At 59.4% G+C, this 13,242-nt stretch carries 10 protein-coding genes and 1 pseudogene; 4 read left to right on the plus strand and 7 right to left on the minus strand.

Annotation, left to right across the window (positions count from 1 at the left end):
• Positions 1-203 precede the first annotated feature (203 nt).
• Entirely contained in the window at positions 204-1,877 is a 1,674-nt protein-coding gene (locus ACQKPC_RS08365) for a putative bifunctional diguanylate cyclase/phosphodiesterase (protein WP_427624075.1), read from the plus strand.
• Positions 1,878-1,985: 108 nt separating this feature from the next.
• On the opposite strand, the gene ACQKPC_RS08370 is transcribed toward ACQKPC_RS08365, so the two are convergent.
• On the minus strand, positions 1,986-3,383 hold the full coding sequence (locus tag ACQKPC_RS08370) for a NorM family multidrug efflux MATE transporter (RefSeq protein WP_192345038.1): 1,398 nt from the start codon (positions 3,381-3,383) through the stop codon (positions 1,986-1,988).
• Between the two features lie 157 nt (positions 3,384-3,540).
• Between ACQKPC_RS08370 and ACQKPC_RS08375 the strand changes: the two genes are divergently transcribed.
• The 3 genes from ACQKPC_RS08375 to ACQKPC_RS08385 all read left to right on the plus strand — a co-directional run bounded on the left by ACQKPC_RS08375 (position 3,541) and on the right by ACQKPC_RS08385 (position 8,107).
• Positions 3,541-4,461 carry a LysR substrate-binding domain-containing protein gene (locus tag ACQKPC_RS08375; RefSeq protein WP_007894759.1) on the plus strand — a complete coding sequence of 307 codons (921 nt, stop codon included), beginning with the start codon at positions 3,541-3,543 and terminating at the stop codon, positions 4,459-4,461.
• A gap of 185 nt (positions 4,462-4,646) precedes the next feature.
• A complete protein-coding gene (locus ACQKPC_RS08380; protein ID WP_427624076.1) occupies positions 4,647-6,623 on the plus strand; it encodes a methyl-accepting chemotaxis protein in 1,977 nt (658 codons plus the stop codon).
• A 269-nt stretch (positions 6,624-6,892) separates the two neighbouring features.
• Positions 6,893-8,107, plus strand: coding sequence for an aldose 1-epimerase family protein (locus ACQKPC_RS08385; protein ID WP_427624077.1), 1,215 nt, complete (start codon positions 6,893-6,895; stop codon positions 8,105-8,107).
• Positions 8,108-8,113: 6 nt separating this feature from the next.
• Here the strand turns inward: ACQKPC_RS08385 and ACQKPC_RS08390 are convergent.
• The 6 genes and pseudogenes from ACQKPC_RS08390 to ACQKPC_RS08415 form a co-directional block, all read right to left on the minus strand.
• Positions 8,114-8,230: pseudogene (locus tag ACQKPC_RS08390) on the minus strand (hypothetical protein); the annotation flags it as partial.
• 162 nt (positions 8,231-8,392) lie between these two features.
• Positions 8,393-8,761, minus strand: a complete 369-nt coding sequence (locus tag ACQKPC_RS08395; protein WP_427624078.1) for an antibiotic biosynthesis monooxygenase family protein — start codon at positions 8,759-8,761, stop codon at positions 8,393-8,395.
• A gap of 228 nt (positions 8,762-8,989) precedes the next feature.
• Entirely contained in the window at positions 8,990-9,700 is a 711-nt protein-coding gene (locus ACQKPC_RS08400; RefSeq protein WP_427624079.1) for a glutamine amidotransferase, read from the minus strand.
• A 37-nt stretch (positions 9,701-9,737) separates the two neighbouring features.
• Positions 9,738-10,796 carry a 2Fe-2S iron-sulfur cluster-binding protein gene (locus ACQKPC_RS08405; protein WP_427624080.1) on the minus strand — a complete coding sequence of 353 codons (1,059 nt, stop codon included), beginning with the start codon at positions 10,794-10,796 and terminating at the stop codon, positions 9,738-9,740.
• A complete protein-coding gene (locus ACQKPC_RS08410; protein ID WP_427624081.1) occupies positions 10,793-11,755 on the minus strand; it encodes an AurF N-oxygenase family protein in 963 nt (320 codons plus the stop codon). Before ACQKPC_RS08410 ends, ACQKPC_RS08405 begins: the two co-directional genes overlap by 4 nt.
• A 236-nt stretch (positions 11,756-11,991) precedes the next feature.
• Positions 11,992-13,209, minus strand: coding sequence for an MFS transporter (locus ACQKPC_RS08415; protein WP_427624132.1), 1,218 nt, complete (start codon positions 13,207-13,209; stop codon positions 11,992-11,994).
• Between the last annotated feature and the right edge of the window lie 33 nt (positions 13,210-13,242).

A 13,242-nucleotide genomic window follows, 5' to 3' on the forward strand; every position in this document is an offset into this window, starting at 1 on the left:
CTGCTCTCTCCGACTTGTGACGTAACACGCGATCTCTAATTGCCGGTTTTGATACTTTCACGCAGGATGCGTAGTGAATTTGCGTCTAATGTTCGTATTCAAGACACAAAAGCCGTGTTTGATAACCGATGTCATTTGGTCATTGGTTATCTGCGCGGCATAATGCCCGCCGCCTACATCTTTGCAGAGTCTAGGGAGCTAGCTTGTCTACGCCTGTCGAACCCTTGCGTTTGCTGTTACTGGCCGAAGAGCCAGCGTGGGCAGCGTTGTTGCGCGAGTGTCTGGCTCCGATGGGGAGTTCGACTGTGCTGCTCAGCGCGCCGAGCTGGGAGTCGGTCAGCAACCTGTTCGATGACAACCGCAGCGCGGTGTTGTTGACGATTCCCGCTCTGCAGCCAGCACCCGGCCGTTGCAACCTGCCGACGGTGTTGCTGCTCGAACACGAGCCGCTGGCGCCGCCCGACGGTGTGAGCGACTGGCTGGTGCGCGATCTGCTGGATCCCGGCATGCTGCGCCGCTGCCTGCGCCATGTGCGTGAACGCGGCGTGCTGGAAAACACCTTGCAGCGCCTGGCCGAGCAGGACCCGTTGACCGGTATCGCCAACCGTCAGGGTTTCCAGACCTTGCTGGCGGCGCGCCTGGCCGAAAACGATGGTCGGGGCCTGGCCCTCGGTCACCTCGACCTCGACAATTTTCGACACGCCAACGACGCGCTCGGCCATCAGGCTGGCGATCGGCTGATCCTGCAAGTGGTCTCGCGGCTGAAAAGCCAACTGGAGGCCAGCGATCAACTGGCGCGGCTGGGTAGCGATGAATTTGCCCTGCTGATCGACACCCGCCGCGCCCCTCAGCGCGCCGAATGGATGGCCGAACGCATTACCGAAGCCCTGTCCGAACCCTATTGGATCGACGGCGAAAGCCTGTTGATCGGTTCCAGCCTCGGCATCGCTCACGCACGAGCGCAGGCCGGCGCCGACCCGTTGATGTGGCACGCGCACATCGCCATGCAACAGGCCAAGAGCACTCAGGGCTGCACCTTTCACATCTTCAACGAACGGATCAATCGCAATGCCCGCAGCATCGCCGACCTCGAAAGCGAGCTGCGCCGGGCCTTGCGCCGCGATGAGCTGGAGTTGCATTACCAGCCTCGTCTGAACCTTGAGGACGGCCAGATCGTCGGCCTCGAAGCATTGGTTCGCTGGCGTCATGGCGAACGCGGCTTGTTGCCCCCCAGCGAATTCGTGCCATTGGCCGAGCAAAGCGGCTTGATCGTGCCGCTGGGTTACTGGGTGATTTCCCGGGCCTTGCGGGACATGCAGGCGTTGCGCGAACGAGGTCTGCCAGCGCTACACATGGCGATCAACCTGTCGTTCCGGCAGTTTCAGGACAGCCAGTTGCTGACGACCCTGAGCCGGCTGATTGCCGAGCGAGGCGTCGAGGCGCAATGGCTGGAATTCGAACTGACGGAAACCGCGGTGATGCGTCGCAGCGATCTGGTCAAGCAGACCATGGACGCCCTGGGGCGTTTGGGCGTGCGCTTCTCGCTGGATGATTTCGGCACCGGATTCTCTTCGTTCGTGCACCTCAACAGCCTGCCGATTGCGTTGTTGAAGGTCGACAAGAGCTTTGTCGGCGGCATGGAAGAGCGGGAAGAGAATCGCAAACTGGTCCACGCGATGATCAACCTGGCACACAACCTCAACCTCGAAGTGGTCGCCGAAGGCGTGGAAACGCCGGAACAACTGGATTTGTTGCGCGGGTTTGGTTGCGATCAGGTGCAGGGGTATCTGATCAGCAAGCCGTTGCCGTTGGCGGAACTGGTTGAGTACCTGACGTTCGGCAGCAGTCAGCAGCCCGCACTGGAAGTCGTGGTTTAAACACGGACAAATGTGGGAGCGGGCTTGCTCGCGAAAGCGGTGTATCAGTCAACGTAGATGTCGACTGACACACCGCTTTAGAGAGCAAGCCCGCTCCCACAGGGGATCTCAATCTGGCTGGGCGATTTGGAAACTCGCCCCTGACGACGGCTCCCGCCGAATCATCCGTTTCATCTTCCACTCAAACGCCAGCGTCAGGCTCACCGCCGCACACGCCAACCCCAGCGCCAGCCCCCACCAGACCCCCGTTGGCCCCCAATTCAAATGGAAGGCCATCCACCAGGCGGCCGGTGCGCCAATCAGCCAATAGCAACCCAAACCCACCAGGAACGTGGTCTTGGCATCCTTGAGCCCGCGGATGCAGCCCATGGCGATGGTTTGCGTGCCGTCAAACAGCTCGAACCATGCCGCCACCGCCAACAGGCTCACGGCCAGGTTGATGACTTCGCGGAACGCCGGGTCGTTGTGGTCCAGGAACAAGCCGATCAACTGATGCGGCAGCAGCCAGAAGACCATCGCAAAACCCAGCATTGCCGCCGCACCAAAGGCGATCCCGACCCGTCCGGCCAGCCGCGCATCAAGCAATTGCCCGGCGCCGTAATGTTGGCCGATGCGCATGGTGATCGCGTAGGAAAGCCCCGCCGGAATCATGAACGCCACCGAAACGATTTGCAGGGCGATCTGGTGCGCCGCCAGTTGCGTACTGCCCATGGTGCCCATGCACAGCGCGGCGAAGGCGAATAGACCGACTTCCACCGCATAGGTGCCGCCAATCGGCAGGCCCAGGCGCCACAGTTCCTTTAAGTACTGACGGTTGGGCCGCGACAGACCCTGGCGCAATGGATACGCGTCGTAGGCCGGATGCCGACGAATATGCAGCGCGAGCGCCAGCGCCATCAGGTTGGCAACGATCGCCGTGACCAGGCCGATGCCCACCAGACCCATTTTCGGCAGACCGAACATGCCGGTGATCAACGCATAGTTGAGCAGGAAGTTGGCCACGGTGCCGGCGAGGCTGATGACCATCACCGGTGTCGCCCGGCCGATGGCGCTGGTGAAACCACGCAGCGCCATGAAGCTCAGGTAGCCAGGCAGGGCGAACGGCAGGATCAACAGAAACTGGCCGGCAGCCTGGACGTTAGTTTCGGTCTGGCCGAACAGCAGCAACACCGGTTTGAGGTTCCACAGCAGCAAACCCGCCACCAGCGCCATCAACCAGGCCAGCCACAACCCGGCCTGGGTCAGCCGCGCCGCGCCGATGATGTCGCCGGCGCCCTGACGGATCGCCACCAGGGTGCCGACCGCCGCGATCACACCGATGCAGAAGATCGACACGAACGAATACGTCGCCGCGCCCAGGCCGCCGCCGGCCAACGCCTCGGGGCTCAGGCGCGCCATCATCAACGTGTCGGTGAGGACCATCAACATGTGCGCCAACTGCGAGGCAATCAACGGCCCCGCCAGCCGCAGAATGGCCCAGAGTTCACTACGCGCTGGATGCTGCATGGTCATCACGCTCGATTGTCAGAGAGAACAGGAAGCGTCGATTCTCGGCGCTCTGCGGGGTTTGCACAAAGGGATAAAAAGGATGGGTGGCATGATTAAAACTCATGCTGGGGAGTTTCTGATAAGTTGGTGCAATCGCGCTATAGGAGCTTTCCTGATGTCTCGTCGTCTTCCTCCCTTGTATGCCCTTCGAGCATTCGAAGCGGCGGCGCGGCATAGCTCGTTTACCCGCGCCGCCGAAGAACTGTCGATCACGCAAAGTGCGGTCAGTCGGCACATTCGTACGCTCGAAGAGCATTTCGCCTGTCGGCTGTTTCATCGCAGCGGGCGCAACCTGCAACTGACCGAATCGGCGCGGCTGATCCTGCCCGGCATTCGCGAAGGCTTCACCGCCCTCGAACGGGCTTGCAATACCTTGCGTGCCGAGGACGACATCCTGCGCATGAAAGCCCCGTCGACCCTGACCATGCGCTGGCTGTTGGCGCGGCTCAGTCGTTTTCGGCACCTGCGACCGGGGAACGAGGTGCAATTGACCAGCGCCTGGATGGACATCGATACGGTGGACTTCAACCATGAACCCTTCGACTGCGCCGTCATTCTCAGCAACGGGCATTTTCCCCCAGACTGGGAGGCGACTTTCCTGTTCCCCGAAGAGCTGATTCCGGTGGGCGCGCCGAATCTTCTGAAGGATCAACCATGGGACGTTGCGCGCCTGGCCAGTACCGAGTTGCTGCACCCGACGCCGGACCGCCGCGACTGGCGCAACTGGCTGGAGCGCATGGGCCTGACCGATCAAGTCTCGCTCAAGGGCGGGCAGGTCTTCGACACGCTGGAGCTGGGCATGATCGCCGCTGCCCGAGGTTACGGCGTGTCCATGGGCGATTTGCTGATGGTGGCGGAGGATGTCGCACAGGGACGTCTGAGTCTGCCGTGGCCGACGGCCGTTGCCAGTGGTGAGAATTATTACCTGGTCTGGCCGAAAACCCGCCCCGGCGGCGAACGTTTGCGCCGCCTCAGCGATTTCCTGCAAGGCGAGGTCCGGGCCATGGAATTACCGGATGTCGAACGCCTGGGCTGAATCGATGGAGCCGCCGCAATGGCGGCCTTGAGCCATATCCCCGTTAATTACTCAAGTATTCAGCTTTGCCGCCGAAAATCTGCTGATAGGACCTTCGTGCAGGTTCCATGTTTTTCCCACAATCAGAAATTTTGCCGAGTGTGCGATGGGATCAGAATGATCCGGCCACTGGGTCAGGAGCTGTCATGTCTCAACCTCATGCTCGGATTGCCTCACAGCTGGGTCTTGCGCTTGCCGTGATTCTGGCGATTGTCATCAGTGGCAGTACCGTGTTCGCCCTGCGCTCGCTGGACACCGCGAACCTCGCCACCCGCGAAGAGCATCTGGCCAGTGAGGCCCGCTTGCTTGCCGATCAGTTGAGCACCTTTCACGGCACTTTGCGTGAAAGCACCCAGCGCCTGGCCGGCCTGTTCGAGAAGCGCTTCAGCGCCGGTTTGAGCGTGCACCCGGATGAGCCGGTGACCGTGGCGGGTGTGCAGACCCCGGGCCTGCACTTGGGCAGTGAAGTGTTGAACAACAACTTTGCGGAAGTCGACGAGTTCAAGCAGATGACCGCTGGTGTTGCGACCGTGTTCGTACGCAGCGGAGAAGAGTTCATTCGGGTCAGCACGAATGTCACCAAACAAGACGGCAGCCGTGCCATTGGCACTCTGCTCGACCACGCGAACCCGGCTTACGCCCGTTTGATGGCGGGGCAGAGTTATGTGGGGCGAGCGTTGCTGTTCGAACGCTTCTACATGTCGCAGTACACCCCCGTACGTGACAGCAGCGGTAAGGTCATTGCCGTGCTGTATGTAGGATTCGATTACACCGACGCGCAGAACGCACAGTTCTCCAACCTCAAACGCTTCCGCATCGGCCAGACCGGTTCCCTGGCGTTGCTGGATGAACAAGGTAAATGGCTGGTGCCGATTGCCGGGGTGCAAGCGCTGGATCAAGCGGTCCCGAGCATTGTCGGTCTGGCCAAGACACCGGGTAAAGGCGACTTCTGGAACGACAAGTCGCAAGACTTTTACAGTGTTGCCGTGCCATTCGACGGCGGGCCGTGGTCGGTGGTGGCGAGCATGCCGAAAACCGAAATCCGCGCGGTGACCTGGAGCGTCGGCATTCAATTGGCGATCGGCAGCCTGCTGGCGATGTTGCTGGCAGTCGGTTCGGCGGTCTGGTTGCTGCGCAGCAAACTGGCGCCACTGGGTGATCTGGTGCGTCAGGCCGAAGCCTTGGGCGCCGGTGATTTGAGTGTGCGCCTGAACGTGTCGAGCAATGACGAAATCGGCCAACTTGCCCGCGCCTTCAACCAGATGAGCCAGGCTCTGTCGACCATGGTCGAGCACATCCGTAAAGCCTCGGGAGAGGTCAACAGCCGTGCCCAGGCGTTGTCCGGTTTGTCCGGTGGCGCCTATGAAGGGATGGAGCAGCAGTCTGGCGAAATCACCAGCATGGCCGGCGCCGTAGAAGAATTCAGCGCCACCTCGTTGAACATCGCCGACAACATGGGCAACACCCAGCGACTGGCGCAGGAAAACGCACAGCAAACCCAGATCGGTCGTACGTCGATGGACGAAGCGTCCTCATCCCTGGAGCAAATCGCCGGTGCATTGAACAGCACCGCGACGGTGATCAATACCTTGGGCCAGCGCTCCCAGGAAATCGGCGGCATTGTCGGGGTGATTACCGCGATCGCCGAGCAAACCAATCTGCTGGCGCTCAACGCCGCCATCGAAGCCGCCCGCGCTGGTGAGCAGGGCCGCGGGTTTGCGGTGGTGGCCGATGAGGTGCGCAACCTGGCCTCGCGTACGCGCCAGGCCACTGATGAAATTTCCGGGATGATCCAAAGCATCCAGCAGGAAACCGGCAACGCCATCAGCACCATGGAGCAGGGCAACGTGCTGATGCAGGAAGGCCTGTCGCGCAACGCCAACGTCGCTTCGGCACTGGCGCGGATCGATGAACAAAGCCGCTCGGCCGGTCAGCAATTCGCCGCCATCACTACCGCGACCCAGGAACAAAGCAGCACCGCGACCTTGCTCAGCAGCAATCTGCAAAGCATCGCTTTGGCGAACAGTGAACAGCGCGAAGTGGTGTCGAACCTGGCTGTGACTGCCAAAGAGCTGGAGAAGCTGGCGGCGGACTTGCGGCATGAGGTTGACCGGTTTCGTTGAGTCGCCTCTGAAATCCCTTCGCGAGCAAGCCCGCTCCCACTGTAGATCTGCGGTGAACACACTATGTGTGAACACCCGAGATCAAATGTGGGAGCGGGCTTGCTCGCGAAGGGATCGACCCCCAATTCAAGGATTTGTCCCAAATCTGCGGATCAATTCCTCTCTAGTCGTCTTCCTTGGCATTTAGCACCAGTGTCTCGATTTTTATGCTTGCTGAAACGTTTCTTCAAGTCTATAAAATTGGCACAACTCCAAGAAAGGCTGCTGCCATGACCCCGCTCAAACTCTTCGTTGCTCTCAGCGCACTGTCCGCTGCTTCCCAAGCCATGGCTTGGGACTACGTCCTGCTCGACACCGACAAAGCCGCCCAGAACTGGCAGATCACCAGCCAGCAACTCGGTGTGAAAACCGACAAACCCTTCTCCGTGACCCTGCGCACCTTGCACGGCGGTCGGCAGGAGGGTGTCAGCATCGTCGACATTGATAACGGCACAATGAAACTCTCGGTGGTACCGACTCGTGGCATGAACGTCCTGCAGGCCTCGGTCGGCGATGTGCGCATGGGCTGGGATTCGCCGGTCAAGGAAGTGGTCAACCCGTCCTTCATCGAACTCAACGGCCGTGGTGGCCTGGGCTGGCTGGAAGGTTTCAACGAACTGGTCACCCGCTGCGGCTACGAATGGGTCGGCCACCCCGGCGTCGACAATGGTGAACTGCTGACCCTGCACGGTCGCGCCGCCAACATTCCCGCGAACAAAGTCACCCTGCACATTGATGAAAAACCGCCGTACGCCATCACCCTGCGCGGCGAGCTGAAAGAACAGGCGTTCAAGAAAGTCGATTTCTCCGTCGCGACCGAACTGGTCACCGAACCCGGCAGCGTAGCGTTCGCCCTCAACGACACACTGACCAACAATGGCGACTATCCGAAGGAATACCAGGCGCTGTATCACAGCAACTTCAGCACCCCATTCCTGGAGCAGGGCGCCCGCTTCGCCGCGCCGGTGAAGCAAGTTTCGCCATTCAACGACAAAGCCAAAGGCGATTTGCCGGACTGGCAAACCTACCGCGCACCGACCAAGGACTACGACGAAACGGTTTACAACGTGGTGCCGTATGCCGATGCCAAGGGCGATACGCTGACCGTGCTGCATAACAAGGCCGGCAGCCTGGGGGTTTCGGTCGGCTTCAATACTCAAACACTGCCCGTGTTCTCCCTGTGGAAAAACACCGATACCCAGGGGCAGGGCTATGTCACGGGGCTTGAGCCGGGGACGAGTTTTTCCTACAACCGACGGTATCAGCGGCCACTGAACCTGGTGCCGACGATTGGGCCGAAGGAACAGAAGCAGTTCGGGATCAGCTACAGCTTGTTGGCGGATAAGGCGGCTGTGGATAAGGCGTTGAAGCGGGTGAGCGAGATTCAGGGTGGGCGGGAGACTGAGGTGCGGCAGACGCCGTTGGTTGATCTGACCAAGGGGTGACGCCGGCTAGAGTGTTGTCGGCCGATACTGCAGCGCTTCGGCCAAGTGCTCGCGGGTGATGCCATCGACTTGCTCAAGGTCTGCCAAGGTGCGAGCAACCTTGAGCAGTCGATGGGCCGCTCGCGCAAGCTCTCCCAAAAGGAAGGAGAGTATTAATTTCGCGGGTAAGAACGCCGGTTCTGGATGTGTTTGATTGCAAGTACAACATCCATCAAACCGGCGTTCTTGTTTCTGTGTTTCCCGGGATTGCGTAAAGAGTCCTGTTTGCCCGGTAGAGCCTGGGCCCTACACCTGGGCGGTTGTTTTGGCGGGTTCGCCGTCGATCACTTCGTTGTAGGGGGCTTGTTCACGATCACGCAATCCGTAGTCACGAATCACCGAGGTCACACGTACACGGTAGTCATCGAAAATTTTGTCGCGGCCCGCTTTTTGCGCCGACAGGTGTGCGGTCACGTTGCGCCACTGCACCACGGCTTCCTCATCACGCCAGGTAGTGACCGACATAACTTTCTTGGGGTTCAGCGTGCTTTGAAAACACTCGACCGAAATAAAGCCATCCATGGGTTCGAGCATCGGCGTCAGCTTGTTTACCAGGTCAACGTAGGTCTCGCCTTGACCTGGCAGTGCCTGCAACTCAAACAAAACTACGATCATTTTTGACTCCTCATCCTTGCATTTATAGGTATAAAAAAACGTACTTCTTGCCCACCAAAACGTGAAAACCCTGGTTTGGGTGATGATGAGAAGGCGTACCGACAAGGCCCTCTCCACCTTCCTTGGTTCCTCTGGGGTCATATTGGTCAAGATGACTTACAGGCCGATTTATACGGTGGAAATGGAGTGATCTGCTAGTCCGGTTGCCGGTAGCAAAGCAGACCACTTTCAGGCCGTAGCGTGGTTATCCAGGCTACTCAGCCAATCACCAAGTACCGCGTGTGCCGCACGGGCCAGCCGATTGCCGACGGCAGCAGCAGCGTCACGCAGTTCGCAAGGAGTGATACCGGCCTGCGCCAATTCGCTGGCATGACCGACCAGCCATTGTTCGAGCTTGTGCACATCGGCTTCCAGGTGAAATTGCAGGCCGAGGACGTTGCGGCCCACCGCAAACGCCTGATGGGCGCCGACAGCGGTACTGGCCAAATGCACGCCACCTTCAGGAATATCGAACTGGTCGCCGTGCCAGTGCAGCACGGGCGTGTCTCCGAGTTTGGCCAGCACCGAATCCTGCCCCGCCGGGGTCAGGGTCAGTGGCGAAAAGCCGATTTCCTTAATGCCCAGCGGATATACCCTGGCGCCCAGGGCGCGAGCGATCAGTTGCGCGCCCAGACAGATACCCAATATGGGTTTGTTGGACTGCAAGCGCTGACGCACCAGCGCCATCTCATCTTCAAGAAACGGATAGAGCTGTTCGTCATAGGCGCCAACGGGACCACCGAGCACGATCAGCAAATCGGCCTGCTGCACCTGAGCGCTGTCCAGTGTGTCGAGGGTGGGGTCGAGGTAACGCAGCTCATACCCCTGCTCGGCGATTACGGTATCGAGGGTGCCAACGTCCTCGAAGTGAATGTGGCGCAGTGCAATTGCGGTTTTCATGGAAAAACTCACTTGTGAAAGAAGCAGGAGAGATGATTCAAGCCGGTGGGTTCAGGCCTACCTTGATCGCCCCGGACTGGGGGAAGGTGCAACATGCCAGCGCATATCCTTCGTCCTTATCCTGATCACTGAGGCAGAAGTCCGGCTCGAGGGTGTACTCACCGTCCGACACCTTGATCCGGCAGTTGCCGCAGATACCGGCTCGACACAGGCTGCGCACCGCAATACCGTTGGATTCGAGCATGTCCAGCAGGCTCTTGCCTGCGGGCACTTCAATTACCTGATCGCTATCCGTCAGGTGCAATCGCACGGAGCCTGGCGCCTGGGTATTTGTCTGCTCTGTCGCTACAGGTGCCGCTGGGGGGGTGAATGACTCGATGAGAAGCTTGCTTGCGGGAAACATCGCCTGGGTATGCTCGCGCAAGCCTTGGGCAAAGCGATGGCTGCCGCAAATCACCACGGTTTCTGGCGTTCCCAGAAGGCTCAAGTCTTTGGCGCCAGGACGGCCCGACGTAAAATGCCCGTTGCTTTTGACTGTCTCGCGGGTGACAAACACCTGCAAGGCGAACCAGGACGTGGTCAACTCCAGCTCCAGCAACTCGTGCAGAAAAGGGATCTCGGCAATGGTCGGCACACATAGCAGCAACGCGACCCTGGGTACCGACAACCCGCGACGCGAACGCTCGTGCAACCCGCGCAGCAAGGCAATCGGCAGGGTGATACCAATGCCGCCTGCGAGCATGCCCACCTGTTGACAGCCGACGATCGACGCCAAGGAAATCTCCCCAGCCACAAATTGTAGTGGTGCTATCGATCCTTCCTGCAAGGTGGCATGCAGATGGTCCGACACCCCGCCGCGGCCTTCGCGCTTGACCGCGATTTCGAACAGATCTGCGCTTTTTTTGCGGGTGATCGAATACAGCCGCTGGTGCTGAGTGCCTGCCGTGTCCGGGTACTGCAGGGCCACATGTTTGCCTGGCTCCAGGCTGTTGAGAAACTCGGCATGGGCGCCCTGCGCACGCAACGTGAATACCTTCACGCCCGTCGTTTCAGTGATTACGCGCTCGCAGCGCGCCTGAAGGGTGATGTCGTTCATGCGCGGGCCTTTTCGCGTAAGGTTTCAAGGGCGTCATCAGCACTGCCAAGGCCGTTGCCGGTCAGTCCGATGCGGTTGATCAGAGCTTCGACCGAGCTGGTGTAGACGCTGATCTCGTTGCTATCGCCCACGTCATGCAGGATGTCTCTGGCATGGGGAAACGCCAACATCGAAAATACCGTGGACCACGCACCCATTTCATTGTTGGCGAACATCTGGACGGTCTTCAGAATGATCGAGCGCAGATACTCACGTTCTTTGCGGCTCAGGCCATGAACGATGTCGGAGGCGACGAAGCTGAAGACACTGGAATGGCTCCATTCATCCATGGCATGGGTGCGCGTGACTTCATGGCAGATTGACTGGATGCTATCGTCTTCAGCCATGGTCTTTAGGTAGTCGGTGATCAAAGTCTCACTGGCGCACGCGATACCGAAGCGCGTCAGGCGGCGCTCCCACTCGGCATTGCAGTTGGTCAGAAGACCTTCACGCCAGGTGACCAGGTTGAAGTCGCGAAAGTCCAGTGGCGTGAGTGCGCGCATGTCGTAGATATAGTTGCAGGCCATGATCGACATGCGCGTGTGCAGCGCCTCGTCCAGCAGTGCCTGAGACATCACATCCTGCAGCAGTGCGCGGTTCTGGCTCGCAGGCGGCGTCTTGATAATGTCTTCGCAGGCGGGCACCACCACATCGCATTCGATGTAGATGGTCTTGAGGTTATAGATTCCCCAGGCATAGGAGAGACACTTGGATTGAAGCTTTTCAGGGACTTCCTGCCATGCCTGGTGATGACGGAAAGGCAGCAGGGAGACACTGAAATCCTGCTTGGCCGGGTTGAAGGCAAGGTTCCAATAGTCCGGTTGGTCATTGTTTACGGCGGCGCGGGTTTTCCAGAGTCCGGATAACTTCGCCAGCATGTTTTGAACCACGTCATCGGTTCCACAGTTCAAACAGTCCATGTTTTAGCTCCAATTGTTCAGGCTATTTTTTAGGTGTTAACGCGACAGTCATTGCTTGATCGTCACCCACCACTGCAAATCCTCGCACCGTAAGGGAGCAGGTGATCTGCATGGATTTTTATCCGCTCTCATTCCGGGTCGGATGCAAGAAGTAACGGCGGTAGTGGTGAGACGATGCCGGCAGGCAGCCGCCCTTCAAGTTTGCTGTAAAAATGCCGCAGAGGCCTTGCCCCAAGTCATCTAAAGGCCACAAGCAGTGGCGTCGCTTTTCTGAGTCTTGCCAGGTACCACTCCTGCATCAGAGTCAGCACGACGGTAAGGCTCATGAATGACACGCTGGCCCAGAAGATGGCTGTGGGGTGTCCTTGGTCCAGCATCCAACCGAAGCCGACGGGGCCGATTGCACCACCGATGTTGAAACCGGTGGAGACGATGCCGAAGGTTTTGCCTTCAGCCCCCTTGGGTGATGCCGCCCGCACCAGCATGTCGCGCGACGGTGCGATCAACCCTGTCAGAAACCCTACGGTGCCAAGAGCGATGATCAATACCAGCCCGCTCAAGCTGGCCGTGGCGATGATGGCCATCAACACGGCAGCCAATGCAAAAGCGATGGCGGCAACCACTCCATGACGCTGGGTGCGATCGGCCAGCGCACCGCCGGCCAGTACGCCGAAGGCGCTGGCAAACAGGAACGCCGTCAGCGCCGAGTTGGCCCAGGGCAACGTTGCACCTTGCCCTTGCATCAGGGCCGCGACAGAAAATTTTTCAACCGCGCTGGTGCTTAAGTTCAACAATACGAACAGCAAGGTCAGGCTCAGGATCATCGGCGAGAGCAGTGACAACAGTCGGGTGTCGGCGATGTTGAGTTCAGGCTTGAGCGTGCGGCGCACCCGGGCAACTCGTGCCAGCCCCGAACCGGGTATCAACAACAGCCCCAGCGCGACAAAACCCACCAGCGCGGCGCCAACGAATGCCAGGCCCGGATCGCTTGCGGTGGCAATCCCCAACAGGAACACCGGCGCAATGGCGGCGCCCAGAAATCCGGCAAAGGTATGGACAGAGAACGCCTTGCCAATGTGGGCAGGATTGATCTCTTGAGACAGCAACGCATAGTTGGCTGGGTGATAGACGGCGTTGGCAACCCCTGCCACCGCCATGGCAATCAGCAAAAAGCTGTAGCTCGAGAACAGTGCGATCAGCAGGAAACTGATGCTGCCCAAGGCAACCCCGGCGATCAGCAAACGCCTGGCCCCGTAATGATCGACAGCAAAGCCCATGGGGGCCTGCACCAGTGCCGTGACGATATTGAAGATGCTCAGGGCCAGGCCCAGCTCCACATAACCCACGCCAAAAAAATCCGGCAGCAGGGGAAACAGGGCCGCCAACACCATGATGTGCAAATGACTGACAAAGTGCGCCGTTGCTACCTGCGGAAGCAGTCCGATATGAACAATCGACATGGCTAAACCTGTTCTATGAGCCTCAAC

This window comes from Pseudomonas sp. NPDC089918 (assembly GCF_050280605.1).
Classification (GTDB): Bacteria; Pseudomonadota; Gammaproteobacteria; order Pseudomonadales; family Pseudomonadaceae; genus Aquipseudomonas.